Annotated in this window: 20 protein-coding genes; 4 read left to right on the top strand and 16 right to left on the bottom strand. The window is 68.8% G+C overall.

The annotated features are described in order from the left end of the window. Positions 1-52 precede the first annotated feature (52 nt). From ACFQS7_RS06700 to ACFQS7_RS06635, 14 genes are all read right to left on the bottom strand, one after another. On the bottom strand, positions 53-2437 hold the full coding sequence (locus ACFQS7_RS06700; RefSeq protein WP_380066267.1) for a xanthine dehydrogenase family protein molybdopterin-binding subunit: 2385 nt from the start codon (positions 2435-2437) through the stop codon (positions 53-55). 120 nt (positions 2438-2557) lie between these two features. Further along, positions 2558-3061 carry a (2Fe-2S)-binding protein gene (locus tag ACFQS7_RS06695; RefSeq protein WP_380066266.1) on the bottom strand — a complete coding sequence of 168 codons (504 nt, stop codon included), beginning with the start codon at positions 3059-3061 and terminating at the stop codon, positions 2558-2560. A 115-nt stretch (positions 3062-3176) separates the two neighbouring features. Then, complete coding sequence (locus ACFQS7_RS06690; RefSeq protein WP_380066265.1) at positions 3177-3482, bottom strand: hypothetical protein; 306 nt, start codon at positions 3480-3482, stop codon at positions 3177-3179. A gap of 1 nt (position 3483) precedes the next feature. Next, complete coding sequence (locus tag ACFQS7_RS06685; RefSeq protein WP_380066264.1) at positions 3484-4524, bottom strand: ABC transporter ATP-binding protein; 1041 nt, start codon at positions 4522-4524, stop codon at positions 3484-3486. Next, positions 4521-5513 (bottom strand): ABC transporter ATP-binding protein, encoded by a 993-nt coding sequence (locus tag ACFQS7_RS06680; RefSeq protein ID WP_380066263.1) that lies wholly within the window; start codon positions 5511-5513, stop codon positions 4521-4523. Before ACFQS7_RS06680 ends, ACFQS7_RS06685 begins: the two co-directional genes overlap by 4 nt. A 4-nt stretch (positions 5514-5517) precedes the next feature. Then, positions 5518-6450, bottom strand: coding sequence for an ABC transporter permease (locus ACFQS7_RS06675; RefSeq protein ID WP_380066262.1), 933 nt, complete (start codon positions 6448-6450; stop codon positions 5518-5520). Then, entirely contained in the window at positions 6450-7391 is a 942-nt protein-coding gene (locus ACFQS7_RS06670) for an ABC transporter permease (RefSeq protein WP_380066261.1), read from the bottom strand. Before ACFQS7_RS06670 ends, ACFQS7_RS06675 begins: the two co-directional genes overlap by 1 nt. A 21-nt stretch (positions 7392-7412) precedes the next feature. Continuing rightward, the gene (locus ACFQS7_RS06665) at positions 7413-9011 is read right to left on the bottom strand and encodes an ABC transporter substrate-binding protein (protein ID WP_380066260.1); all 1599 of its coding nucleotides are present in this window, start codon (positions 9009-9011) and stop codon (positions 7413-7415) included. 175 nt (positions 9012-9186) lie between these two features. Further along, on the bottom strand, positions 9187-10767 hold the full coding sequence (locus tag ACFQS7_RS06660) for an ABC transporter substrate-binding protein (RefSeq protein WP_380066259.1): 1581 nt from the start codon (positions 10765-10767) through the stop codon (positions 9187-9189). 74 nt (positions 10768-10841) lie between these two features. Beyond that, entirely contained in the window at positions 10842-12416 is a 1575-nt protein-coding gene (locus ACFQS7_RS06655; protein ID WP_380066258.1) for an ABC transporter substrate-binding protein, read from the bottom strand. A 51-nt stretch (positions 12417-12467) separates the two neighbouring features. Beyond that, complete coding sequence (locus ACFQS7_RS06650; RefSeq protein WP_380067220.1) at positions 12468-14069, bottom strand: ABC transporter substrate-binding protein; 1602 nt, start codon at positions 14067-14069, stop codon at positions 12468-12470. Continuing rightward, entirely contained in the window at positions 14069-15652 is a 1584-nt protein-coding gene (locus ACFQS7_RS06645; protein WP_380066257.1) for an ABC transporter substrate-binding protein, read from the bottom strand. Before ACFQS7_RS06645 ends, ACFQS7_RS06650 begins: the two co-directional genes overlap by 1 nt. 30 nt (positions 15653-15682) lie before the next feature. Further along, on the bottom strand, positions 15683-17278 hold the full coding sequence (locus ACFQS7_RS06640; protein WP_380066256.1) for an ABC transporter substrate-binding protein: 1596 nt from the start codon (positions 17276-17278) through the stop codon (positions 15683-15685). 89 nt (positions 17279-17367) lie between these two features. Then, positions 17368-18957, bottom strand: coding sequence for an ABC transporter substrate-binding protein (locus ACFQS7_RS06635; protein WP_380066255.1), 1590 nt, complete (start codon positions 18955-18957; stop codon positions 17368-17370). Between the two features lie 263 nt (positions 18958-19220). Here ACFQS7_RS06635 and ACFQS7_RS06630 point away from each other — a divergent pair, with 263 nt between their 5' ends. The 4 genes from ACFQS7_RS06630 to ACFQS7_RS06615 all read left to right on the top strand — a co-directional run bounded on the left by ACFQS7_RS06630 (position 19221) and on the right by ACFQS7_RS06615 (position 23418). Continuing rightward, positions 19221-19787: a GtrA family protein gene (locus ACFQS7_RS06630; protein ID WP_380066254.1), complete on the top strand. Its 567-nt coding sequence runs from the start codon at positions 19221-19223 to the stop codon at positions 19785-19787. An 85-nt stretch (positions 19788-19872) separates the two neighbouring features. Next, positions 19873-21363: an exopolysaccharide biosynthesis polyprenyl glycosylphosphotransferase gene (locus ACFQS7_RS06625; RefSeq protein WP_380066253.1), complete on the top strand. Its 1491-nt coding sequence runs from the start codon at positions 19873-19875 to the stop codon at positions 21361-21363. A 25-nt stretch (positions 21364-21388) separates the two neighbouring features. Next, a complete protein-coding gene (locus ACFQS7_RS06620) occupies positions 21389-22384 on the top strand; it encodes a glycosyltransferase family 2 protein (protein WP_380066252.1) in 996 nt (331 codons plus the stop codon). Next, entirely contained in the window at positions 22381-23418 is a 1038-nt protein-coding gene (locus tag ACFQS7_RS06615) for a glycosyltransferase family 2 protein (protein WP_380066251.1), read from the top strand. Before ACFQS7_RS06620 ends, ACFQS7_RS06615 begins: the two co-directional genes overlap by 4 nt. A 10-nt stretch (positions 23419-23428) precedes the next feature. Here the strand turns inward: ACFQS7_RS06615 and ACFQS7_RS06610 are convergent, their stop codons facing one another. Continuing rightward, positions 23429-24202 carry a WecB/TagA/CpsF family glycosyltransferase gene (locus ACFQS7_RS06610; RefSeq protein WP_380066250.1) on the bottom strand — a complete coding sequence of 258 codons (774 nt, stop codon included), beginning with the start codon at positions 24200-24202 and terminating at the stop codon, positions 23429-23431. Next, positions 24192-25628 carry an outer membrane beta-barrel protein gene (locus ACFQS7_RS06605; protein WP_380066249.1) on the bottom strand — a complete coding sequence of 479 codons (1437 nt, stop codon included), beginning with the start codon at positions 25626-25628 and terminating at the stop codon, positions 24192-24194. Before ACFQS7_RS06605 ends, ACFQS7_RS06610 begins: the two co-directional genes overlap by 11 nt. Positions 25629-25757: the final 129 nt, after the last annotated feature.

Here is a 25757-nt window from a genome sequence, read left to right as displayed (position 1 = left end):
ATTCTCGCTTCCGGGCTGACGCCCTCCAGCGACCGGCCGGCAGGCACTTCCGCTATTCTGCCGCCAGCTTATGGCCGGCGTTGATGATGTTCCAGACCTTGGCGGGCGTCGCCGGCATCTCGATATGCCGCACGCCATAATCCTTCAGCGCATCGACCACGGCGTTGATCACCGCGGGCGGCGAGCCGATGGCCCCCACCTCGCCGCAGCCCTTCACCCCAAGCGGGTTATGGGTGCAGAGCGTCACATGGGTGGCGACCGAGACCGGTGGAAGGTCATCCGCCCGCGGCATCTGATAGTCCATGAAGCTGGCCGAGAGCAGCTGGCCGCTGTCGTCGTAGACCGCCGTCTCCAGCAACGCCTGGCCGATGCCCTGGGCGACGCCGCCCTGGACCTGGCCCTCGACGATCATCGGGTTGATGACGCGGCCGACATCGTCCACCGCGGTGAAATTCACCACCGAGACCTGGCCGGTCTCGGGTTCGATCTCGACCTCGCAGATATGGCAGCCGCCCGGGTAGGTGAAGTTCTTCGGGTCGTAGAAGGCGGTCTCGTCGAGGCCCGGCTCCAGCTCCTCGATCGGGTAGTTGTGCGGGACATAGGCCGTGAGCGCGATCTCGCCCCAGGACTTGGTCTTGTCGGTGCCGGCGACGCGGAAGGTGCCGCGGTCGAACTCGACGTCCTCGACCGAGGCCTCCATCAGGTGGGCCGCGATCTTGCGGGCCTTGAGGACGATCTTGTCCATCGCCTTGACCATGGCGCTGCCGCCGACCGCCAGCGACCGGGACCCGTAGGTACCCATGCCGAAGGGGATCTTGGCGGTGTCGCCATGAACGATGTCGACCTGGGCCAGCGGCACGCCGAGCCGGTCGGTGACCAGCTGCGCCAGCGTCGTCTCATGCCCCTGGCCATGGCTGTGGGTGCCGGTCAGCACGGTGACGCTGCCGGTCGGGTGCACCCGGATGGTGCCTACCTCGTAGAGCCCGGCGCGGGCGCCGAGCGAGCCGACCACGGCCGAGGGCGCGATGCCGCAGGCCTCGACATAGGTCGAGATGCCGATGCCGCGCAGCTTGCCGCGGGCCTTGGCCTCGGCGCGGCGCGTCTCGAATTCGGCATAGCCGGCGCCGATCAGCGCCTGGTCCAACGTCGTCTGGTAGTCGCCGCTGTCGTATTGCAGGGCGATCGGCGTCTGGTAGGGGAAGGCGTCCGCCGGGATGAAGTTGCGGCGGCGAATCTCGACCTTGTCGATCCCCAGCTCTCGCGCCGCGACATCGACCAGGCGCTCGACCAGGAAGGTGGCTTCCGGCCGGCCGGCGCCGCGATAGGCATCGACGGGGACGGTGTTGGTGAAGACGGCCTTCACCTCGGCGTACACGGTCGGCGTGGTATACACGCCCGCCAGCAGCGTGGCGTAGAGGTAGGTCGGGACACTCGTGGCGAATGTGGACAGGTAGGCGCCCATATTCGCCAGCGTCTGCACGTGCAGCGCCAGGAACCTGCCGTTCTCGTCGAGCGCGAGCCTGGCCTTGCTGATGTGGTCGCGGCCATGTGCGTCGGTCAGGAAGGACTCGGTCCGGTCGGCGGTCCATTTCACCGGGCGGCAGACCTTGCCGGCGGCCCAGGTGACGATCGCCTCCTCGGCGTAGTGGAAGATCTTGCTGCCGAAGCCGCCGCCGACATCGGGCGCCACCACGCGCAGCTTGTGTTCCGGCAGGTGCAGCACGAAGGCGCCCATCAGCAGCCGGATGACATGCGGGTTCTGGCTGGTGGTGAACAGCGTGTACTCGTCCGTGGTGCGGTCGAAGTCGCCGATCGCCGCACGCGGCTCCATGGCGTTCGGCACGAGACGGTTGTTCACCAGTTCGAATTCGACAACCTTCGGCGCGGTGGCGAAGGCCGCGGCATTCACCGCCGGGTCGCCGATATGCCAGTCGTAGCAGACATTGCCGGCGACCTCGTCATGGACGGCCGGGGCGCCCGGGGCGATCGCCGCGTCGAGGCCCGCGACCGCCGGCAGCACGTCGTAGTCGACGTTGATCGCCTCACCCGCATCCTTGGCCTGGGTCTTCGTTTCGGCCACCACCAGGGCGACCGCGTCGCCGACGAACCGCACCTTGCCGACCGCAAGCACCGGATGCATCGGCTCCGCCATCGGCGAGCCGTCCTTGTTGTGGATCTGCCAGCCGCAGGGGATGCCGCCGAGGTCGGGCATGTCCGCGCCGGTGAAGATGGCGACCACACCCGGCATGGCCTTCGCCGCCGCGAAGTCGATGCCGTTGATCTTCGCATGCGCATGCGGGCTGCGGAGGATATAGGCGTAGGTCTGGTTCGGGCGGTTGATGTCGTCCGTGTACTGGCCGCGGCCAGATAGGAAGCGCAAATCCTCCTTGCGCTTCACGCTCGCACCGATGCCCTCGAAAGGTGTCACCGCGTTCATTGCATCGCCTCCCAGGCAGCCCGGATGCCTTGCCGGGGCGGCCCGTCCGCACGGCCCCAGACATTCCCGGCCTTCATTCAGCACGTCGGACCGGGCGCGCCGCGGCACGCCCGGTCGGGACTATTCCGCGGCGGGTGCCAACTCGGCGCGGCGGCCGTGCATGACGTCCTGCGCGGCGGCGATCGCCTTGACGATGTTATGGTAGCCGGTGCAACGGCAGAGGTTGCCCTCGAGACCCTCGCGGATCTCCTTCTCCGACATGCCATCGGGGTGCTTTTGCACCAGGTCGATGGCCGACATCACCATGCCCGGCGTGCAGAAGCCGCATTGCAGGGCGTGGTATTCGCGGAAGGCTTCCTGCATCGGATGCAGCGTGCCGTCCGCCTTGGCCAGGCCCTCGATCGTCGTGACCTGCGTGCCGTTGGCCTGCAGCGCCAGGAGGGTGCAGGCCTTCACGCTCTCGCCGTCGACATGCACCACGCAGGCGCCGCACTGGCTGGTATCGCAGCCGACATGCGTTCCGGTCAGGCGCAGCGTCTCGCGGAGCAACTCCACCAGCAGCGTGCGGCCTTCGACCTCAGCCGTGTGGGTGGTCCCGTTCACGGTCAGTGTGACTTGCGGCATCCCGCGTCTCCCCCGGTGGAAGCGGCCAGTGGGCCGCATATCGGCCGCAAAGGTCGCCTCGCCCTTGGCTTCCGTCAAGCGTCGCCGCACGATCCATTGGTCGAATGGCGCCCGGTCAGGCCTTACCGGCAGGCGGCAGGGGGATGAACCGCTTCCTGCCACGGGTGGCGAGCAGCAGCAGCCCGAGCACAAGCGTGCCCAGCGGCCATAGCGTCCAGATGGCGCCGAGGGCCAGGACGCCGAACATGCCGGCGCCCGCCGCCACCTCGGGGTCGGGGCCGGTGACGAATGGCCCAACCGCGGCGCAGGTCCCGAGCCCGCCCAGCAGCATCAGGAGCTGGAAGGTCCAGAACACCGACTTGATCGCCCGGCCAATGGGGCCGCGGCGCTCCCGTGCCTCGACCAGGACCTCTCGCGGCATGTCAGGCGGCGATCAGTGCCGCCCCCTTGGCGATTGCCAGCGGGTTCTCCGCCTCCGGCCGGTCGTGCAGGTGGCAGGCGGCGACATGGCCGGCATCCAGTGCCGTGGGCACCGGCTTCAGCGCCGGCTCCTCGGCACGGCAGCGGTCGAAGGCATAGGGGCAGCGGGTGTGGAAGCGGCAACCCTTGGGCGGGTTGATGGGACTCGGCACATCGCCCCTCAGGATGATCCGCGTCCGTGCCGCCCCCGGCATGGGCACCGGCACGGCCGAAAGCAGGGCTTCGGTGTAGGGGTGCTTCGGCGCGGCAAACAGGCCCCGCTTCGGCGCCACCTCGACGATCTTGCCCAGATACATGACGGCCACGCGATGCGTCATGTGCTCGACGATGGCGAGGTCGTGGCTGATGAACAGCATCGCCAGGCCAAGTTCGGCCTGCAGGTCCTGCAGCAGGTTGACGATCTGCGCCTTGACCGAGACGTCGAGCGCCGAGACGGCCTCGTCGCAGACGATCAGGTCGGGCTCGGCCGCCAGCGCCCGGGCGATGCCGATCCGCTGGCGCTGGCCGCCGCTGAACTCGTGCGGCCAGCGGTTCACCGCGTCGCGCGGCAGGCGGACGGTGTCCATCAGCTTGGCGACGCGCTCATCCAGGTCCTTGGCATCCTTGGCAAGGCCGAAATTGCGGATCGGCTCGGCCAGGATGTCGCGCACACGCATGCGCGGGTTGAGCGAGGAGAAGGGGTCCTGGAACACCACCTGGACGCGGCGGCGCATCGGCCGCAGCGCGCTGGCCGAGAGGTCGTCGATCCGCTTGCCGTCCAGCACAACCTGACCGGCCGTGATGTCGAAGAGCCGCAGGACGGCCTTGCCGACGGTCGACTTGCCGCAACCCGATTCGCCGACCAGCGAAAGGGTCTCGCCCTTGGCGATATGGAAGGAAATCCCATCCACGGCATAGACGTAGCCCGTGGTACCGCCGAGGAAGCCGCCCTTCAGCGGAAAATACTTCTTCAGATCAGTGACGTCGAGAAGCCGCGCGCTCATGCCGCGATCGCCCCTTCCTTGCTGGCGTAATGGCAGGCGGCCACATGGCCGGGCGCCTTCTCCTCCAGCGCCGGCGCCACCTGGGTGCAGAAGTCGGTCGCCTTGGGACAACGGCTGGCGAAGACGCAGCCGGGAATCTTCTGCTTCAGGCTGGGGACCAGGCCGGGAATCTCGGCCAGCCGCGTCTCCTGCCCATGCAGGGAGGAGCCGAGCTTCGGCATCGAGCCGAGCAGCCCCTGGGTATAGGGGTGCTTCGGGTCGTTGAAGAGCAGCCCGACCGCCGCCTCCTCGACCTTGCGGCCGGCATACATGACGATGACGCGCTCGGCGACCTCGGCCACCACGCCGAGGTCGTGGGTGATCAGCACGATGGCGGCGCCCACGCGGTGCTTGAGGTCGCGCATCAGTTCCAGGATCTGCGCCTGGATGGTGACGTCGAGCGCCGTGGTCGGCTCATCGGCGATCAGCAGCTTCGGGTTGCAGGCGAGCGCGATGGCGATCATCACCCGCTGCCGCATGCCACCCGAGAGCTGGTGCGGGTATTCGCGCACCCGCCGCGCCGGCTCCGGGATGCCGACCAGGGTCAGCATCTCGACCGCCTTGGCCTCGGCCTGGCTGGCCGAGAGCCCCTGGTGCAGCCGCAGCGTCTCGCCGATCTGCCGCCCCACGGTCAGGACCGGATTCAGCGAGGTCATCGGCTCCTGGAAGATCATGCTGATCTCGTTGCCGCGGATGTCGCGCATCTCGCGGTCCGAGCATTGCAGCAGGTCGCGACCCTCGAAGCGGATGCTGCCGGCGATCTTGCCCGGCGGCTCCGGGATCAGCCGCAGGATGGACATGGCGGTGACGGACTTGCCGCAGCCGCTCTCGCCGACGATCGCCAGCGTCTCGCCGGCCTCGACGTGGAAGGTGACACCGTCCACGGCGCGGTTGATCCCGTCCGGCGTGCGGAAATGGGTCTGCAGGTTGTCGACCTCGAGGAGTGCCATCGGATCAGAGCCTCTTGGCCATGCGGGGGTCGAGCGCGTCGCGCAGGCCATCGCCGAGCAGGTTCACGGCCAGCACGGTGATGGACAGGAAGATCGCCGGAAAGAAGACGATGTAGGGCTTCACCTGCCAGAGCGCCCTGCCCTCCGCCATGATGTTCCCCCAGGAAGGGATGATCGGCGGCGTACCCGCGCCGATGAAGGACAGGATGGCCTCGGTGATCATCGCCGCGGCGCAGATATAGGTGGCCTGCACGGTGATCGGCGCCAGCGTGTTGGGCAGGATGTGGCGCCAGATGATCATCGGCGTGCGGGTGCCGGCGGCCACCGCCGCATCGACATAGGGCTGTTCCCGCAGCGAGAGCACCACGCCGCGCACCAGGCGGGAGACGCGCGGGATCTCGGCGATGGTGATGGCGATGATGACGTTCTGCACGGACCCGCGCGTCAGCGCCATCAGCGCGATCGCCAGCAGGATCGGCGGGATGGACATCAGCCCGTCCATCACCCGCATGATGATGCTGTCGGCCAGGCGGATATAGCCGGAGATCATGCCGATGGTCATGCCGATGACCGAAGCGAGGATGGCGACCGAGAAGCCGACCAGCAGCGACACCCGGGCGCCGTAGAGCACGCGCGAATAGACGTCGCGGCCCAGCATGTCGGTGCCGAACCAATAGAGCGCCGAGGGCTCCCGCGTCCGCCTGGCCGGCGCCAGCGCGGTCGGGTCGACCGTCCAGAGCAGCGGCGCGAAGACCGCGACGAACAGCATCAGCAGCAGGAGGAAGCCGCCCACCGCCATGGTCGGGTTGCGGCGGAGGAAGCCGATGAAGCCCTTGCGCGGCTTCACCGGCGGCAGCACGTCCGGCAGCGGGGCGGCGGCGGCATAGCCATGCGGCGCCGCGGCCTCGATCGGGGACAGGACGGTCGCGGAGGCCATCAGTACCGGATCCTCGGGTCAAACAGGGTATAGGCGAGGTCGATCACCAGGTTCACCAGCACGTAGACGAAGCTGAACAACAGCACGACGCCCTGGATCACCGGATAGTCACGCCGGAGGATCGCATCCACCGTCAGCCGGCCGAGGCCGGGAATGGCGAAGACGCTTTCCGTCACCACCGCGCCGCCGATCAGCAGCGCGATGCCGATGCCGATGACGGTGACGATCGGCACGGCGGCATTCTTCAACGCATGCAGGAACAGGATGTTCATCTGCCCGGCGCCCTTGGCCCGCGCGGTGCGGATGTAGTCCTGCTGCAGCACCTCCAGCATGGTGGCCCGGGTGATCCGGGCGATCAGCGCGATATAGACGCCGCCGAGGGCCACGGCCGGCAGGATCAGGTTCTCCAGCCAGGGGAAGAAGCCGGTCTTGAAGGCGGTGTAGCCCTGCACCGGCAGCCAATCGAGCTCCAGCGCGAAGACATAGGCCAGCAGGTAGCCGACCACGAAGACCGGGACGGAGAAGCCGAGCACCGCGAAGCCCATCACCGCGCGGTCGATCAGCGTGCCCTGCTTCCAGGCCGCCACGACACCCATCGGCACGGCGATGGTGACGGCCAGGATCAGGGTCAGGATCATCAGCGACAAGGTGGGCTCGATCCGCTGCTGGATCATGGTGGTGACCGGCAGGTTGGTGAAGATCGAGACTCCCATGTCGCCGTTCAGGATGTTCCAGACCCATTCGCCGAAGCGGATGAGGAAGGGACGGTCCAGGCCGAGCGAGGCCCGGATGCGTTCGACATCCTGCGGCGTCGCCTGGTCACCGGCGATCACCGCCGCCGGGTCGCCCGGCGCGATGTAGAGCAGGGAGAAGACGAACAGCGCGACCAACGCCATCACCGGGATGGTGGCGAGGACGCGGCGGATCACATAGGCGAACATGCGCTTCCTATTTCCGCGAGTTCAGGACTTCGAGACGCCCCAGAAGAAGGGCAGCGGCCCCTTCACCACGCCCGAGACATTCGCCCGCCAGGCCTGGTAGCCGAGGAAGAAGCCGGTCGGAACATAGAGCGCGTTGTCGACCGCGGCCTTGTTGAGCCGGGCGATCGCCGCCTTCTCGGCGGCCAGGTCCGGCGCCTCGAACCAGTTGTTGACCTCGGTCTCCACCGCCGGGACATCCGGCCAGCCGAACCAGGCCTTGTCGGCATTGCCGCGGATGGCGATGTAGACCGCCGGGTTGATGCAGTCCGCGCCGGCATGCCAGGAGTGGAACATCGACCAGCCGCCCTGCCCGACCGGGTTCTTCATGGCGCGGCGCTGGCCCGTGGTGCCCCAGTCGGTCGCCACGTAATCCACGTTGAAGCCGATCCGCTTGAGCAAGTCGGCGGTGACGTCGCCCTGCGCCTTCGTGATCGGCTGGTCCTGGGCGACGACACAGGTGACCGGCGTGCCGCTGTAGCCGCTCTCGGCCAGCAGCCGCTTGGCCAGATCCATGTTCGGACCCTTGAGGATCTCGCCGCCATTCTCGGTGTAGAGCGGCGTGCCCGGGGTGAAGTAGCCCGGCAGCTTCTTCCACATGGCGTCGTCGTCGCCGACCAGGGCGCGCATGTAGTCTTCCTGGCTCAGCGCCGCCATCACCGCCTGTCGCGCCTTCAGGTTGTTGAAGGGCGTGGTGAGATGGTTCATCCGGAAGGTGCCGATATTGCCGAGCGGATCGGCGATGTCGGCGCGGATGTTGCGGTTGCGCTTGAGCTGCGGGATCAGGTCGGTGATCGGGTTCTCCCACCAGTCGACCTCGCCGTTCTGCAGCGCGGCGGAAGCCGTGGCGGGGTCCGGCATCACCATCCATTCGATCCGGTCGACGCCCATGCGCTTGCCGCCGGCCAGCCAGCTGCCGGGTTCGTCGCGCGGCACGTAGCCTTCGAATTTCTCGAACACCGCGCGGGCGCCGGGTACCCACTCTTCCTTCTTGAAGCGCATCGGGCCGGAGCCGACATACTCGTTGATCTGCGTGAAGGGATCCGTCTTGGCGATCCGCTCCGGCATGATGAAGGCCATCGGCGTGGAGTTCTTGCCAAGCGCCATCAGCATCTTCGGATAGGGCTTCTTCAGCACCCAGCGGACGGTGCGGTCATCGACCGCGATCAGGTCCTGCTGCAGCGCCTTGAGCATCAGACCCATCGAGTCGCGCGCCGACCAACGGGTCAGGCTGGCGACCACGTCCTTGGCCAGCACCGGGCTGCCATCGTGGAATTTGAGGCCGGGGCGCAGGCGGAACTCCCAGGTCAGGCCATCGGCCGAGACCGACTCGCTTTCCGCCATCTGCCGCTGCGGGCGAAGCTGGTCGTCGAAGCCATAGAGCGTGTCCCAGACCAGGACGGCGGCATTGCGGACGACGTATTGCGTGCCCCAGATCGGGTCGAAATTCGCCAGGTTCGCCTGCGGCACGAAGCGCAGGGTGCGGGCGGCAGCGCCCTGGGACAGCGCCGGCGCCGGCATGCCGCCGAACATCGCCGCGCTGCCGGCCGCCGCGCCGGCCTTCAGGAAGTTCCTGCGATCCATAGTCTTTGTCTCCCAGCCTTAGCTCGGGCGCCCCTGCTGCGCCCGGTTTCGAGCCAGCCTGCCTCAACCTTGGGCAACACGCCAGCGCCCTTGGGTCGCCGCGACGGCCCGGGCGATGGCTGGCCCGATCTCATCCGACCCGGCTTGCACGCCCCGTGCCAATGCCGGCGCCGCATCAACCTCGGCGGACATTCCAGAACAGCGCCGGCCCGCCGGTGAGGACACCGGTCAGGCTGCGGCGATAGGCCATCGGCGGCCGCAGCAGGCCGAGCGGGACAAAGGGCGCTTCCTCCCAGAGCAAGGATTGCAGGTCCCGCGCGATGGCCTTCTCCGCCGCCTGGTCGGGGGCGGCGAACCAGGCCTCGCGCAACGCCTCCCGCTTCGGGCTGCTGGACCAGCCGAACCAACCCTCGGCGCCGTTGCCGCGCAGCGGCTGGTGACTGCCGGGAACCGACACGTCGAGCCCTTCCCAGGTGGTGCAGAAGATGTTCCAGCCGCCCTGGTCCGGCGCATCCTTCTTGGCCCGGCGCTGCACCAGCGTGCCCCAGTCCATCGCCTGCGCATCGACATTGAAGCCGATCTTGCGCAGCGTGTCGGCGGCAACCTCCGACAGCCCGTTCAGGGTCGGGAAGTCGGTCGGCACCAGCATGACGATCTTGCGGCCGTCATAGCCGGCGGCGCGTACCGCCCGCTTGGCGGCGTCCAGGTCGCGCGGGCCGGTCAGTGCCTCCATGCCAGCCGCATTCGCCAGCGGCGTGCCTGGGGTGAAGGCACCGGCCGGCACCTGCCACAGCGCCGGGTCCTCGCCCAAGGCCGCCTGCATGAAGCTCTTTTGGTCGATCGCCGGGAAGACCGCGCGGCGGACGGCCGCATTGTCGAAGGGTGGGTGCAGATGGTTGAACCGCAGCACGCCCAGCGCGCCGGCAGTGTTCACCACCTCGACCGTGATGTCCTTGTGCTTGCGCAGCACCGGCAGCAGGTCCGCCAGCGGCGTCTCCCACCAGTCGATCTCGTTGTTCTGCAGCGCCGCAGCGGCGGTCGCCGGGTCGGGCATGATGCGCCACTCGACCCGGTCGAAATGCACCGGCTTGCCGCCGGCCAGGAAATCCGCCGGCTCGTCGCGCGGCACATAGGCGCCGTGGCGTTCATACACCGCGATGCTGCCCGGCACCCATTCCTTGGCGGCGAAGCGGAAGGGGCCGGAGCCGGTGTAGTCGGTGATCTGCTGGAACGGGTCGGTCTTTGCCACCCGCTCCGGCATGATGGCGCAGAGATTGGCGGAGGGCTTGCCCAAGGCCCAGACCAGGCCGGGCCAGGGCTGCTTCAGGACGATCTCGAAGCGGTCGTCGGCGGTGGCGCGCATCTCCTGCAGCAGCGCGTTCAGCCGTTGGCCCAGCACGTCCCGCTTCGACCAGCGGGCGATGGAGGCGATGCAGTCCCGCGCGGTCACCTTCTCGCCGTCGTGGAAGCGCAGGTCGGGGCGCAGCGCGATGCGGTGGGTCAGCCCGTCCTCGGCCACCTCGTGCGCCGCGGCCATCTGCGGCCGTGGCTCGAAGTCGCGGCCGAGGCCGAAGAGCGTGTCGTAGATCATCAGCGCGTGGTTCCGCGCGATGACGGTGGTGGTCCAGATCGGGTCGATATTCGCCAGGTTGCCCTGCGGCACGAAGCGCAGGGTGCGCGCGTTGGTCTGCGCTGCGGCGATCCGCGGCGCCGCCAGCAAGGCTGGCGTGGCTTGCAGCAGGGTGCGACGGCGCATGCTTCTGTTCTCCGGCAGCGCCGCAGGCCTCGGCCGCCGCGCGCCGGTTTCCTAGCGCCGCCGCGCCACTCGCATCAAGCCTTGGCCATGTTCCAGAACACCGTGGCCGGGGCGCGGAAGGCGCCGGTCACGTTGCGGCGCCAGGCGGAGGGCTGCCAGTAGAAGCCGAGCGGGATATAGGGCAGCACTTCCATCGCGCGGCGGTTCAGCGCCTCCGCCACCGGCTTCTGCGCCGCGAGATCGGGCGCCGCCAGCCAGTCGCCGCGCAGGCGTTCGATCTCCGGGTCGCTCGGCCAGCCGAACCAGGCATTCGCCCCGTTCGCCCGCAGGAACAGGTGGTAGACCGGCAGCGCCAGCGACTGGCCGGAGGAGGTGGTGTGGATGATGCTCCAGCCCCCCTTCTCCACCGGCTCCTTGCTTACCCGCCGCTGCACCAGCGTGCCCCAGTCGGTCGAGACCAGCTCCAGGTTCATGCCGAGCCGGGTCAAAAGGTCGGCGGTGACCAGCGAGAGCGCGTTGATCTGCGGATAGTCGCCGGGAGCGACGAGAACCACCTTCTCCCCGGCATAGCCGGCTTCCTTCAGCGCTGCGCGGGCGCGGTCGATGTTGCGGACCTTCAGCACCTCGCTGCCGGCTTCGTTGGCCAGCGGGGTGCCGCAGGTGAAGACGCCCTCGCAGGCCTCCCAGCCGTCCTTCTCGTTGCCGGCGACGGCCCGCATGTAGTCGCGCTGGTCCACCGCCATGGCGACGGCGCGGCGGATGCCGGGGTTGTTGAAGGGCGGCTGCAGGTGGTTGAAGCGGCAGATGCCGTAGGTGCCGTCCAGCAGGCGCTGCTCCACCACCACCTCCCGGTTCCGCCGCAGCAGCGGCAGCAGGTCGTGCAGCGGATATTCCCAGTAGTCCTGCTCCCCGGTCGTCATCGCGTTGGCTGCGGTGGCGGGATCGGAGATGATCGTCCACTCCACCCGGTCGAGCCGCGGCGTGCGGCCGCCGGCCAGGCCATCCACCGGTTCCTGGCGGGGAACATAGCCGTCGAATTTCGCCCAGACGGCGCGTTGGCCGGGATTCCATTCATTGGCGACGAAGCGGAAGGGACCGCTGCCCACCGCCTCGCGGATCTGCTGGAAGGCGTCGGTGTTGGCGATGCGTTCCGGCATGACGAAGCAGGGGAATTGCGTCTGGCCCAGCGCCATCAGCAGCAGCGGCACCGGCCGGTGCAGGCGGAAGCGGACGCGCCGGTCGTCCAGTGCCTCGACCTCGGCCACCGCGGGCCAGAGCACCTGGGCGAAGGGGTCGCGCCGCGACCAGCGCTTGATGCTGGCGACGCAGTCCTTGGCCAGCACGCGCTCCCCGTCGTGGAAGCGGAGGCCGTCGCGCAGGGTGAAGGTCCAGGCCAGGCCGTCCTGCTCCGTCACCCAGCCCTCGGCCATCTGCGGCCGGATCTCGCCCTTGGCGTCCTGGGCGCAGAGCTGGTCGTAGACCAGGAAGGCGTGGTTGCGCGTCACCACCGCCGTGGTCCAGACCGGGTCCAGGCTGGTCAGGTTGGCCTGCGGGATGACGCGCAGGGTGCGCGCGGCCGCCCCTTGGGCGAAGGCCGGGGCCGGCAGGGCGGCAACAAGGCCGGCCTGGAGCAGCGTGCGGCGATGCATCTTGGACTCCGTGGTGGTTTACAGGAAGCAAGGCTGGGGAGGGAGATGCTGTCAGACCCTCCGGACACCCCAGAAGATCGCGAACCCCTTCACCCGGTCCACCAGCGTCCGGCGATGCGCGGTGATCGAGTAGTAGGCACCCGTCGGGATATAGGGCAGGCCCTGCATCGCCGCCGCCTGGATCCGCCGGGCGATCGCCTGCTGCGCGGCGAGGTCCGGCGCCTCCAGCCAGGCGGCGCGCAGCGCCTCGATCTCCGGCAAATCGGGCCATCCGGGCGCCGCATTGGCGCCGTCCGAGCGCAGCTGCAGATGCGTCACCGGATTGACGAAATCCATCCCCGACGTGGCGAAGCAGGCGATCGACCAGCCGCCCTGCTCGAGCGGCCCCCGGTTCATCCGCCGCTGAGCCACCGTGCCCCAATCGGTCAGCACCACCTCGGCGTTGATCTCCAGCCGCCGCAGCAGGTCGGCGGCGACCTGCGCCTGGGCGGTGGTGGAGACGATGTCGGTGGTGCCGATCAGCCGCACCAGCTCGCCCCTGTAGCCGGCCGCCTTCAGCGCCTGCTTCGCCTGCTCGACGCTGCGTGGGCCTTTCAGGGGCTCAAGTCCCTCGTCGCTGGCGAAGGGGCTGCCGGGGGTGAAGAAGCCCATGTCCTTGACGTATTTCGCCGGGTCCGGCCCGACGATCGCGGTCATGAAATCCTCCTGCGCGATCGCCGGCAGGAAGGCGCGGCGGATCGCCGGGTTGTCGAAGGGCGGCTGGCGGTGGTTGAAGCGGAACTGCCCCGGCAGCGGCATCGGGTCGATCGGCTCCAGCAGCAGGCCGCGGTTGCGGCCAAGGAGCATCTGGATCTCGGCCGGCATCTGCTCCAGCCAATCGACCTCGCCGGCGGTCAGGGCCGCGGCGGCGGTGCCGGCATCGGGGATGATGGTCCACTCGATCCGGTCGAAATGCACCACCTTCGGTCCGGCGGTCAGGCCGCTGCCGCCGCCCGAGGTCGGGACGTAGTCCGGGTTGCGTTCCCAGACGGCGCGGGCACCCTGGCGGAATTCGTTCATCACGAAGCGGAAGGGCCCGCTGCCGATGGGTTCGCGGATCTGCTGGAAGGCGTCGGTCGCGGCCAGCCGCGCCGGCATGATGAAGGGCTGCGGGTTGGACGGCACCGCGAGCGCGTCGATCAGCAGCGGGAAGCGCGACGTCAGCCGGAAGCGGAACCGCGTGTCGTCCAGCGCCACCAGCTCCTCGGTCCGCGCCGCCAGCACCTGCCCCATCGGGCTGCGCCGCATCCAGCGGCGCAGCGAGACGACGCAGTCCTCCGCCCGCACCCGTTCGCCATCGTGGAATCGCAGCCCGTCCCGCAGGGTGATGGTGCAGGTCCGGCCGTCATCCTCGAACATATGGCCGGCCGCCATCTGCGGATGGGTGCGGAATTGGTGGTCCACGCCATAGAGCGTGTCCCAGACCATGTAGCCATGGTTGCGGATGACGTTGGAGGAGATCGCGATCGGGTCCAGCCCGCCAAGGTCGGCCTGCGGCACGAACCGCAGCACCCGCGACTGCGCCTGGGAATAGGCGGGCGCCGCCAGCAGCGCGCCTCCCGCCGCCAGCAGCCCGCGCCGCGCGACAGCCCGCGCCTCCTCCTGCTTCGCCATCATGTGCGCCGCATGTTCCAGAACAGCGCGAAGCCCGGCACGCGTCCCGTCAGGTTGCGCCGGAAGGAGGTCATCGAGGTGTAGGACCCGACCGGGATATAGGGCACCTCGTCCAGCATGGTGAGCTGGATCTCCCGCGCCAGGCGCTGCTGCGCCTCGAGGTCCGGCGCGTCGAACCAGGCGTCGCGCAGCTCCTCCAGCCGCGGGATGGTCGGCCAGCCGAACCAGGCGCCGTTGCCATGGCCGCGCAGCGGGAAATTGCCCGAAGGATCGGCGAATTCGAAGGAGGCGAAGGCGGTCAGGAAGACGCTCCAGCCGCCTTTCTCCAACGGCTCGCGGCTGGCGCGGCGCTGCACCACGCTGCCCCAGTCGGTCAGGACGAAGTCGAGGTTCACCCCGAGCCTGCGGAACATGTCGCCCGCCACCTGGGTCATCGCCGCCGGCGCCAGGATGTCGGTCGGGCCGATCAGGCGGATGAGCTGGTCGGTATAGCCGGCCTCCTTCAGCAGGGCCTTGGAACGCTCGATGCTGCGCGGGCCGGTCAGCGCCTCCATCCCCGCATCGGTCGCCAGCGGCGTGCCGGGGGTGAAGGTGCCGAGGTTGGCGGAAAACAGCGCCGGGTCGGGCCCGACGATCGCCGTCATGTAGTCGGCCTGGGAGACTGCCGGCAGCAGCGCCTGGCGCATCCGCTTGTCGTTGAAGGGCGGGTGCAGGTGGTTGAAGCGCAGGATGGCCGGGTTCTGCAGGCTGTCGATCGGCTCGACCGCGATCTGCCGGTTGCGGCGGAACATGGTCTGGATCTCGGGCGGCGGCTGCTCGTACCAGTCGATCTCGCCGGTCTGCAGCGCGCTGCTCGCGGTCGCCGCATCGGTGATGATGTGCCACTCGATGCGGTCGAAATGCGCGACCTTCGGCCCGGCGGTCAGGCTCGGCGTGCCGGAGGCGACCGGCTGGTAGGCAGCGTTGCGCTCATAGGCGACGAAGCTGCCGGAATTGTACTCGGCGGGGCGGAAGCGGAAGGGACCGCTGCCGACCGTCTCGCGGATCTGCTGGAAGGGGTCGGTCTGCGCGATGCGCTCCGGCATGATGAAGGCGGCCGGGTTGGAGGGGCTGGCCAGCGAGGGGATCAGCCGCGGGAAGGCGCGGGTCAGCCGGAAGCGCAGCCGGCGGTCGTCGAGCGCAGTGAGCTCGGCGACCAGCGGCTCCAGCTTCTGGCCGTTGGAGTTGCGCTTCATCCAGCGCTTCAGGCTGGCGACGCAATCCGCTGCCCGCACCGGCTCGCCGTCATGGAAGCGCAGGCCGGGGCGCAGGGTGAAGGTGTAGATCCGGCCGTCATCCTCAACGGTGTGGCCCTCGGCCATCTGTGGCTGCGGCCGGAACTGCGCGTCCATGCCGTACAGCACGTCATAAACCAACCAGGCATGGTTGCGGGTGACGTTCGCGGTGGTCCAGATCGGGTCGAGGCTGGTCAGGTTCGCCTGCGGCACGAATTTGAGCACACCCGTGCCCGCCGGCTGCCCAATGGCAAAGCGCGGGAGCACGGCGCCCGCTGCGGCGCCGGCCAACAAACTGCGTCGATGCATCGCCAACTTCCCCGGTCTTGTCGCGTGATGTCAGGCGGTCTTCTTCAGGCTCCAGAACAGCGGCATGCCCTTGGGCACGTCGCCGAGGCTGCGCCGATAGGCCGTGGCCTGGAAATACTGGCCGAGCGGCAGGGTCGGCACCTCCTCGAAGGCCAGGGCCTGCATCTCCCGTGCCACCACCTTCTGGGTCGCCAGGTCGGGCGCGTCGAACCAGCGTTGCCGCAGCGCCTCCATCCCCGGCGAGGTCGACCAGCCCCACCAGCCGTCCTTGCCATTGCCACGCAGCGGCTGGTTGACGCCGGGATTGATGACGTCGAGCCCGGTCCAGAAGGTGAAGAAGATGCTCCAGCCGCCCTTCTCCGGTGGCTCCCGGCTCGACCGCCGCGCCACCACGCTGCCCCAGTCTGTGGCGACGAACTCCACGTTCATCCCCGCCTTGCGCAGCATGTCGTTGCCGACCTGGCCAAGCGCATTCAGGGTCGGGAAGTCGGTCGCCGCCAGCAACACCACCTTCTCCCCCTTGTAGCCGGCGGCGGCGAGGTCGCGCTTCACCTTGTCGAAGTCGCGCGGACCCTTCAGCACATCGAGGCCGGCCTCGCTCGCCAGCGGCGTCTCGGGCGGGAAGAAGCCGACATGGTCGCGCCAGAGGCTGCGGTCGGTGCCGGTCACCGCCGTCATGTAGTCCTCCTGGCTCACCGCCCCCATCAGGGCGCGGCGGACGCCCGGGTTGTCGAAGGGCGCGTGCAGGTGGTTGAAGCGGCCCCAGCCGACTAGGCCGGTCGGGTTCGGCATGTCGATCACGACGTTGCGGTTGCGCTTCAGCAGCGGCAGCAGGTCGGAGGTCGGCACCTCCCACCAGTCCATCTCGCCGTTCTGCAACGCGGCGGCGGCGGTCGAGGCATCCGGCGTGACGATCCACTCGACCCGGTCGAGATTCACCCGCTTCGGCCCGGCGGTCCAGCTCGACTCGCCCTGCTCTCGCGCGACGTAATCGGCGAAGCGTTCGTAGACGAAGCGGCTGCCCTGGACGCGCTCATCCGCCTTGAAGCGGAAGGGCCCGCTGCCGACCATCTCGGTCACCTGCTTCGACCCGTCGGTCTGCGCCAGGCGTTCCGGCATGATGAAGCAGCAGGGCGTCACCAAGCTGCCCAGCGCATCGGCCAGCAGCGGATAGGGGCGCTTGAGGCGGAAGACGATGCGGCGGTCGTCGGCGGCGGCCATCTCCTCCAGCCGGGCGTTCAGCTCCTGCCCCAGCGGGTGGCGTGCCGCCCAGCGGCGGATCGAGGCGACGCAGTCCTGCGCCCGGACCGGTGCGCCATCATGGAATTTGAGGCCGGTGCGCAGCGTGATGGTCCAGCGCCTGCCGTCATCCTCCACCACATGGCCCTCGGCCATCTGCGGCGTGATGCGGAACTGCGCATCCATGCCGTAGAGCGTGTCGAAGACCATGAAGCCGTGGTGGCGGGTGACATAGGCGGTGGTGATATGCGGATCGAGGATGCCGAGATCCGATTGCGGGATGAACTTCAGCACCCGCGCGCCGGCCGGCTGCGCCAGCGCCGGGGCGCCGAGGGCGCCACCTAGCGCCATGCCGGCGCCGCCGAGGAGAACATCGCGTCGAAGCATCACCCGCACCCCGCCCTTGTCGCGCGGAGTAGACCATGCGGCGGGGCGCCTTTCCAGGCACCCCGCGGTGGTCCGGCCCTGGCCGGGGCTCAGGCCTTCCTGACGTTCCAGAACAGCGGCATGCCGTTCAGCACGCCGCTGATGTTGCTGCGGTAGGCCCAGGGCTGGAGATACGATCCCACGGGGATGTACGGCACCTCCTGGAAGGCCTCCGCCTGGATCTCGCGCGCGATGCGCTGCTGCGCGGCCAGGTCGGGCGCGTCGAACCACTCGCTGCGCAGCGCCTCGACCTTCGGCATGGTCGGCCAGCCCGGCCAGGCCGCCAGCCCGTTGCCGCGCAGCCCGAGATGGCCGGCCGGCGAGAAGAAGTCGAGCCCGGTGAAGAAGGTGAGGAAGATGTTCCAGCCGCCCTGGTCCGGCGGGTTCCGGTTGGCCCGGCGGGTGACGACGCTGCCCCAGTCGGTCGAGACGTAGTCGACGTTCATCCCCGACTTCTGCAGCATGTCGAGGCAGACCTGCGCCAGCGCGTTCAGGGACGGGAAGTCGGTCGCCCCCATCAGAACCACCTTCTCCCCCTTGTAGCCGGCCGCGGCGAGGTCGGCCTTGACCTTGGCATAGTCGCGCGGACCGGTCAGCGGCCCGATGCCGGCATCCGAGGCGAAGGGCGTGCCCGGCGGAAAGAAGCCGACCTTGTCCTTCCACATGCTGGGATCGGTGCCGATCACCGCGGTCATGAAATCGGCCTGGCTGGTGGCGCCGAGCAGCGCGCGGCGGACGGCTGGGTTGTTGAAGGGCGGGTGCAGGTGGTTGAAGCGGCAGAGGCCGAGCAGGCCGGTCGGATCGTAGGTCTCGACCTTGATGTTGCGGCCGCGCTTCAGCAGCGGCAGCAGGTCGGCGGTCGGCTGTTCCCACCAGTCCATCTCGCCGGATTGCAGCGCATTGGCGGCGGTCGAGGCATCGGGGATGACGTTCCACTCGACGCGGTCGAAATGCACCACCTTCGGGCCCGAGGTCCATTCCGCGGCGCCGCCCTGGCGCGGCAGGTAGTCCGGGTTGCGCTCATAGACCAGCCGGCTGCCGGCGATCCGCTCATCCGTCTTGAAGCGGAACGGGCCGGAGCCGACCATCTCCTTGAAGGCGGTATTGGCGTCGGTCGCGGCGATGCGCTCCGGCATGATGAAGCAAACCGGGCTGCCCGGCTTGGCCAGCGCGTCGAACAGCAGCGCGAAGGGCTTCTTCAGGCGGAAGGTCAGGGTGCGGTCGTCGGTCGCCGAGAGGTCGTCGGTCGCCAAAGCGAGTGCCTGGCCCATGGCATCGCGCTGCCACCAACGCTTGATGCTGGCCACCGCGTCCTTGGCCAGCACCGGCGCGCCATCGTGGAATTTCAGCCCCGGGCGCAGGGTGATGGTGACCCGCTTGCCGCCATCCTCGACCAGATGGCCCTCGGCCATCTGCGGCTGCGCCTTGAACTGCGAATCGATGCCGTACAGCGTATCGTAGATCAGGAAGCCGTGGTGCCGGGTGACATAGGCGGTGGTCAGGATCGGGTCGATGACCGCCAGGTCGGCCTGGGGGATGAATTTCAGCACCCGGCTCCCGGCCGGCTGCGCCAGGGCCGGCCCGCCCAGCGGCAAGGTGGCCGCCCCGGCCGTGCCGAGGAGGAAACTGCGACGATCCATGATGTCGTTCCCGATCTGTGAAGCCGGAACAAGGCAAGCCTGATCCGTCTCAGTTGCGCAAGAGGCAGGCTCGCTCGCGCGTGTGGTAGGCGCCGTGGGGCGTGCTTTTGCCCCACCCACGTCACATCCTGCTGCCAGGATGAGGCGTTCCGGAGCTTTCGCCGCATGCCACCCGACCGCCTGCATCAATGCCCCATCGCGCCGCGCCGGCCCGATCCATGCTGCGCCGCAGAACGTGACGCCCGGCATGGCGGCATAAGCCCATGACGGGGCCTTCGTCACTGCGGCGTGGTTTGTTCGGCCGCGCGCAGACCGGTAGATCATTCTTATCCGAGATGCATGACATGGCCGCCGTTCCCCACACCGAGAGCACTTCGATCCCGGGCTGGGCCGCGCGACTGGGCCCCGAGCGCGTCCGCATGGCAGTCGAACTGCTGCGCTTCGGCGTCGTCGGGATCGCCGGTTTCGTGGTCGATGCCTCGGTGCTCACCGCGGCCATCGCGCTTGGGCTTGGGCCCTGGTTCGGCCGCGTGCTGTCTTACCTCGCCGCGGCGACCACGACCTTCGCGCTCAACCGCGCTTGGACATTCCGCAGCGCCGCAAACGCGCCGCCGGTCCGGCAATGGGCGCTGTTCCTGGTGGTCAACCTCGTCGGCTTCGCCTTCAATTACGGAACCTATGCGGCGCTGATCGCCCTGGTGCCGCTGGTCGCCGCGAATCCGGTGCTCGGCGTCGCCGCAGGGTCGCTGGCCGGGTTGGTGGGAAACTTCGTTCTCTCGCGGCGCTTCGTCTTCGGCCAGGGCGGCAGCGGCCGTCCGTCCCCCAACTGAAGGACGGCGAAGCCATGCAGCATCGCAACCCTGATTGCGCCCTCCACCGGCACGCCAACAGCCCGGGACTGCCTGCATGCATGGCATGAGCCAACCCGACCGCGGGACCAAGGACGCACCGTTGATGCCTGCCGTGGCCGAAGCGACCTGGCCTGGCTTCGCCGATGTCCGTCAGCCGGAGCCGGTGCGGCGACCGAAGCGGCTTCCGCGTCCGGTCTCGCCCGCGCTTTTGGCTGCGGTTGTCGCCGGGTTGGACGCGCTTGCCGTCATCCTGTCGGGCGTCGTCCTGCAGTATGTCCCGCTGGAGCGCGGCTCGCCCTCGCCGCAGTTGATCGCCTTCTTCGCCGCGCTGACCATCAGCCTCGCCGGTTTCGGCGGCGCCTATGCCCATGCCGCGCTGTTCGGCGCGCGGCGCGCGGTCCTGGGCGCGCTCGGCGGGCTGGTGCTCGGCGGCAGCGGGCTGGCCGCCGCCGCCCTGGTGCTCGGTGCGCCGGTCACCTTCCGGCCGGGTGCGGCACTGCTCTGGCTCGGCCTTGCCGCGCCGATGCTGCTGGCTGGGCGGCTCGGCTCGGCGGCCATCTTCCGCGCCGTGCCGCAGTTCAGCCGGCAGCGCGCGGTCCTGGTCGGCAACGGTCCGCAGGCTGCCCGCTTTGCTGCCAGCCTGGCTGGCCGGCACGACCAGGGGGTCGCGCTGCTCGGGTTGGTGGACAATGACGCGGTGGCAGCGGCCGGCAGCGGCGGCTTGGCCTATCTTGGCCCGGTCACGGCGCTCGACGGCATGATCCGCCGCGGCGAGGTCGACCAGGTCGTGCTCTGCATGCCCTGGGCGGAGGAGCGCCGGGTGCGCGACATGCAGGCGATGCTGGCCGACTACCCGGTGGATGTCTGCCTCGCCCCCGACCTGCTGGCCTATCGCCACGATGCGGCCGAGGCGCCGCGCCTGCTGCGACTGGCGGACCGGCCGATCCGCGGCTGGGCGGCGGTGGTCAAGGTGATCGAGGACTATGTCCTGGCGATCGGTGCCCTGGCCGTCGCCGCGGTGCCGATGGCCCTGATCGTCCTCGCCGTGCGGCTGGACAGCCCGGGGCCGGCATTGTTCCGTCAGCGGCGGACCGGCTTCAACAACCGCGACTTCTATGTCCTGAAGTTCCGCACCATGTACCACGATGCGGCGGACCACACGGTCAAGCGCCAGGTCAAGGCTGGCGACCCGCGGGTTACCCGGGTCGGCGCCGTCCTGCGGCGCACCTCGCTGGACGAATTGCCGCAGATCTTCAACGTCTTGCGCGGCGACATGTCCTTCATCGGCCCGCGGCCGCATGCTCCCGGCACCCGTGCCGGCGACCGCCCCTTCGAGGAGGTGATGGCCCGCTACGCCGCTCGCCACCGGGTGAAGCCGGGCCTGACCGGTCTCGCCCAGGTGCGTGGATGGCGGGGGCCTACTGAAACCGAGGATAAGCTTATCCGACGCGTCGAAAGCGATTTGGAGTATATCGAGACCTGGTCGCCCTGGCTCGATCTCGTGATCCTGGTGCGGACCCTGCTGGCGGTTGCGCGCATGCGCAATGCCTGCTGAGCCCTTGTCCCGCCGGAGATTCCGCGTGCCCGATACCCTACCGCAGACCGTCCCGGGTCTCGACCCGTCCCCAGGCCATGCCGCGCCGCGCATCGCCGTGCTGGTGCCGTGCTACAACGAGGAAGTGGCGATCCCTCGGGTCGTGCAGGCCTTCCGGGCGGCGCTGCCGGGGGCGGCCATCTATGTCTACGACAACAACTCGAAGGACCGCACGGTCGACGTGGCCCGCGCCGCCGGTGCCGTGGTCCGCACCGAATCGCTGCAGGGCAAGGGTCATGTCGTCCGCCGGATGTTCGCCGACATCGAGGCCGACATCTATGTCCTGGTCGATGGCGACGACACCTACGAGGCTGCCGCCGCCCCCCGCATGGTGGCCAAGCTGGCCGATGAGCGGCTGGACATGGTCACCGGCATCCGGATCAGCCAGATCCAGGAGGCCTACCGGCCGGGCCACCGCTTCGGCAACCTGATGCTGACCGGGATGGTGCGGACCATCTTCGGCAACCGCATCTCCGACATGCTCTCGGGCTACCGGGTCTTCTCCCGCCGCTTCGTCAAATCCTTCCCCGCCCTGGCCGCCGGCTTCGAGACCGAGACGGAATTCACCGTCCATGCGCTCGAGCTCATGCTGCCGGTCGGCGAGGTGGAGACCGCCTACAAGGACCGCCCCGTGGGCAGCGTCTCCAAGCTCCACACCTTCTCCGACGGCTGGCGCATCCTCAAGGCCATCATCGCCCTGGTGAAGCGAGAGAAGCCCCTGCCCTTCTTTTCCTGGATCGCCGCGGCGCTGCTGCTGGTCGGGCTCGGCTTCGGCACCCCTGTGGTCTGGGAATTCCTCGCCACCGGCCTGGTGCCCCGGCTGCCGACCGCGGTGCTGGCCATGGGGCTGGTGCTGCTTTCCTTCCTGTCCTTCGCCTGTGGGATGATCCTCGACACCGTCACCCGCGGCCGGATGGAGGCCAAGCGGACCGCCTACCTGGCGGTCCCGGCGCCCGATTTTGAAGGGATCCGCCTGGGATGAGCCTGCCCACCTATCCGCCGCCGCGGCATATCGCCGGCGCGCCCGGGCCCATGGGGCCGGACTACGACGCCGATGTCATCATCCTGGCGCTCGACCGGGCGGAGGACACGGTGGCGGCGATCGCCTCGGCGCGGGCGCAGGCGGGCCTGGTCAAGCATGTCTGGATCGCCGACCAGGGCAGCCGACCGGAAAACCTGGCCCTGCTGGCCGAGGCGGTGGACGGGGCAGCCGATGCCACGCTGGTGCAGCTCGACCGCAACTGGGGCGTGGCCGGCGGGCGCAACCGGGCCACCGCGCTCGGCACCGGCCGCTGCGTCTTCGCGCTCGACAACGATGCCGAATTCGCCGGGCCGGACACCCTGGCCCAGGCCGCGCGGGCGCTGGAGGCGGAGCCGGATATCGCCGCGATCGCCTGCCGCATCCTGGTCTTCTCGACCGGGGCGGACGACCTGTCCTCCTGGGGCTACCCGCCCGGCTTGCTGCCGCGGGCGGCCGAGAGCTTCGACGCGGTGACCTTCGTCGGCGCCGGCCATGCGATCCGCCGGACCGACTTCGTCGCGGCGGGTGGCTACGACGACGCGCTGTTCTTCTGCTGGGAGGAATTCGATTTTGCCCTCCGCGCCATCAACCTGGGCCGCCGCATCCGCTACCGCGGCGATATCGCGGTGCGCCACAAGGTGAGCGGCGAGCGGCGCTTTGCCTGGTCCGGCACGCGCTGGTTCCACTTTGTCCGCAATAGAATTTATATAGGAATGAAATACGGCGCTTCCCTGCCAGGGCTGCTGCCGCGGTTCCTTGCCTACCAGGTCAAGGGCGCGCGCAACGGCGTGCTGGCCCAAGGGCTGCGGGCCGGGCCGGCGGCGCTGCGGCTCGCCCGCGCGTTCCGGCCAAGTCCAGCGGAAGCATTGCTTTACCGGCTCAACCCGGCGGCTCGGGACTACCTGGCGCGGAACGATACGGCCCATCGCGGCGGCCTGCCGCGTCGGGTGCGTGCCGAAATCCTGGCCGCCCTGCCTGGCGCTGCCGCTCGCTGAGCCGGCCCGATCAGGCCGGCTGGCGGCGGGCCTGAGCCTCTTCGCGCAACAGCCGCAGCACCGCCGGGCTGTCCACCAGATAGCGCCGCGCCAGCCGCCGCGGGTCCTGCGCCAGGCGCCAGGCCCATTCCAGCCCAGCCTGCTGCACCGGCCGAGGCGCCCGCCGTTCATGCCCCGAGAGGAAGAGCAGGCTGGCGCCGATGCAAAGTCCGGTGCCCTTCGCCTTGCCACGCGCCGCCACAGCATGCGCCACTCGGCATTGCCGGGGCGAGCCGACAGCCAAAAAGGTGAACCGGGCGGGGTTTTCCTCGATGAAACGGATCGCCTGTTCCATGGCAGCGGGGTCGTGCTCGAACCCCATGGGTGGATTGTGGTGCGCCACTCGCTGCAGGTTCCAGCGTTGCGCCAAGCCGGCCACCGCCGAGGAATCCATGCCGAGTATGTTCACCGGTTCGGCAGGGTCGATTGCATCCCGCACGAGATGCGCCGTCAGGTCGCTACCTGGCACGACCTCGGGCGCCGGCAGGCCGCAGGCCCTGGCAACCCGTGCCACCACGCGGCTGTCCAGCAGCCGCAGCACCGCGCCGTCATAGAGCGGCTGCAATGCCGCATGCCGCCGCAGCCGGACCAAATGGTCGGCATTCGGGGTTACGACGTACCCGAAGGCGGCATCCTTCGGCCGCGCCGACAGCCAGCCGAGCACCCCACCGAGCGACAGGTCGGCAAAGTCCAGCCCGAGCAGCCGGACAGTAGGAACCCTTGTCCCCTTACTGTCAAAGGGCAACGCGGAGCCGGACCTGGAAGAGGTTACGATCGTATTCGGGAAGGCCATTGCTCGCTTCGAAACGTCGGGAATAGGCGTAGGTTCCAATCACCGACATGTTCCGGTTCAACAGGTAGCGGGCCGTCGCGGTGAAGATGCCGTCGAAGGCAGTCTGGGTCGGACTGGTGTATTGGCGGTAATCGGCGCGGAAATCACCGCTCAGGATGATGTTGCGTCGCAATTCGTGATCCACGCCGACGCCACCCGCCGTCCGGTTGAAGCTGACAGCATCCTGGCGAATCGATTCTTCGATGGTGCGGGCGACGTTGAAGCGGACCGTGGTTAGCAGGGTTGGCGCCCAGGTGAGCTGGCCTTCCACCGCCGGGCCGGAGAGGTTCTTCAGGTTCGGATCCTTGTAGCTGCGCTCCCGCCAGCCGAAGGCGATGCGGCCCTGCCAGACTCCGTCGAAGTCATAGGTGAAGCCGCCGAGGACCTCCCAGGTGAAGCTGTCGCGACCGCGTGATACTTCCTTCTGGTAGCTGATGTCCTGGACCCGGAAGATCACATTGGCGAAGCGCCCCTGTGAGAAGGCATAGCTGGTGCCGAGGGCGCCGATGGTGGTGTCGAAGTCGTTCAGCGATACGAGGTTCGGCACTCCGCCGATGACCACATTCTGGAAGCGGTAGGTCCGGTGCATGCCGGTGCCGACCAAGCCGACGCGCCCGAGCTGGGTGGTGCCGGTGGCCTGGAACTCATCCGAATCGTAGGGCACCGGCCGGGAGATGCCGGCGGACTGAACGTCGATGCTGTAGACATCGAGGTGGTCGCGATAGTGCCGGTACCGGGCTTCTGCATTGGTGCGGGAGGAGAAATCGTAGCGACCATACGTGCCGACGTCCCAGTCGATCCAGTCATACTCGCTGTTGGTGAAATACTGCCGGGCGTCCATGTTGCCGGACACCCCGACGCCGTGCCGCGACCAGTCGCTGTCGAGGCTGACGGAGGCGGATTCATCCATGAAGCCGTCCGAAGTCTTGTTGCTTTTGGTGCCCAGAAGATTGCTGTCGAAGCCGGGCCCGCCATCTGCCAGGGCATTCAGGGTGAAGGCGCCCAGGCGCACGCCGAGCGGGTTGTAGTCCCGCCTCTGTCGCGAGGCGACGGTCATTCCGCGTTCCACGTCCTGACGCGAGATGCCAGCAGCCGACTGCGCCACCGCGCCGGACAGCGGCAATGTGCCCAGGAAGACTGCGCCAGCAACCCAGGCTGGAATCCTGCTCACCATCCACCCCCCAATTCCCTTGGGGGGCTTGCTACCATGCGGCAGCGGGGAATGCGACAAACCGCAACGATCACGTTCCGTGGCGCAGCGAAAAGCAACCCGGCATGTGTCTTTGCGCACGGGCGTTTCGGTGCAGATGACGACACGAGCCATGGAGAAGTCGCCCATCACCGCCCGGGCAGGTTACAGTCTCGGATGGTTTGCCGGTTAGGGCTTGCAATTCGGGGCGCTGCACGTGCGTATTCGGCCCGTCGCCGTCCCACGCCACAGGTGCATGAGCCGGCCCCTATTCGCGCC

Source organism: Dankookia sp. GCM10030260 (assembly GCF_042666655.1).
Lineage (GTDB): Bacteria > Pseudomonadota > Alphaproteobacteria > Acetobacterales > Acetobacteraceae > Paracraurococcus.
This window is presented reverse-complemented; position numbering and strand designations above follow the sequence as displayed.

Excerpts from the sequence above, each read along its gene's own strand:
- ACFQS7_RS06640 (WP_380066256.1), bottom strand. The coding sequence starts at position 17,278 with ATGCTTCGACGCGATGTTCTCCTCGGCGGCGCCGGCATGGCGCTAGGT.
- ACFQS7_RS06695 (WP_380066266.1), bottom strand. The coding sequence starts at position 3,061 with ATGCCGCAAGTCACACTGACCGTGAACGGGACCACCCACACGGCTGAG.
- ACFQS7_RS06675 (WP_380066262.1), bottom strand. The coding sequence starts at position 6,450 with ATGGCCTCCGCGACCGTCCTGTCCCCGATCGAGGCCGCGGCGCCGCAT.
- ACFQS7_RS06685 (WP_380066264.1), bottom strand. The coding sequence starts at position 4,524 with ATGAGCGCGCGGCTTCTCGACGTCACTGATCTGAAGAAGTATTTTCCG.
- ACFQS7_RS06690 (WP_380066265.1), bottom strand. The coding sequence starts at position 3,482 with ATGCCGCGAGAGGTCCTGGTCGAGGCACGGGAGCGCCGCGGCCCCATT.
- ACFQS7_RS06665 (WP_380066260.1), bottom strand. The coding sequence starts at position 9,011 with ATGGATCGCAGGAACTTCCTGAAGGCCGGCGCGGCGGCCGGCAGCGCG.
- ACFQS7_RS06615 (WP_380066251.1), top strand. The coding sequence starts at position 22,381 with ATGAGCCTGCCCACCTATCCGCCGCCGCGGCATATCGCCGGCGCGCCC.
- ACFQS7_RS06660 (WP_380066259.1), bottom strand. The coding sequence starts at position 10,767 with ATGCGCCGTCGCACCCTGCTGCAAGCCACGCCAGCCTTGCTGGCGGCG.
- ACFQS7_RS06635 (WP_380066255.1), bottom strand. The coding sequence starts at position 18,957 with ATGGATCGTCGCAGTTTCCTCCTCGGCACGGCCGGGGCGGCCACCTTG.
- ACFQS7_RS06650 (WP_380067220.1), bottom strand. The coding sequence starts at position 14,069 with ATGGCGAAGCAGGAGGAGGCGCGGGCTGTCGCGCGGCGCGGGCTGCTG.
- ACFQS7_RS06645 (WP_380066257.1), bottom strand. The coding sequence starts at position 15,652 with ATGCATCGACGCAGTTTGTTGGCCGGCGCCGCAGCGGGCGCCGTGCTC.
- ACFQS7_RS06680 (WP_380066263.1), bottom strand. The coding sequence starts at position 5,513 with ATGGCACTCCTCGAGGTCGACAACCTGCAGACCCATTTCCGCACGCCG.
- ACFQS7_RS06670 (WP_380066261.1), bottom strand. The coding sequence starts at position 7,391 with ATGTTCGCCTATGTGATCCGCCGCGTCCTCGCCACCATCCCGGTGATG.
- ACFQS7_RS06625 (WP_380066253.1), top strand. The coding sequence starts at position 19,873 with ATGAGCCAACCCGACCGCGGGACCAAGGACGCACCGTTGATGCCTGCC.
- ACFQS7_RS06630 (WP_380066254.1), top strand. The coding sequence starts at position 19,221 with ATGACGGGGCCTTCGTCACTGCGGCGTGGTTTGTTCGGCCGCGCGCAG.
- ACFQS7_RS06605 (WP_380066249.1), bottom strand. The coding sequence starts at position 25,628 with ATGGGCGACTTCTCCATGGCTCGTGTCGTCATCTGCACCGAAACGCCC.
- ACFQS7_RS06700 (WP_380066267.1), bottom strand. The coding sequence starts at position 2,437 with ATGAACGCGGTGACACCTTTCGAGGGCATCGGTGCGAGCGTGAAGCGC.
- ACFQS7_RS06655 (WP_380066258.1), bottom strand. The coding sequence starts at position 12,416 with ATGCATCGCCGCACGCTGCTCCAGGCCGGCCTTGTTGCCGCCCTGCCG.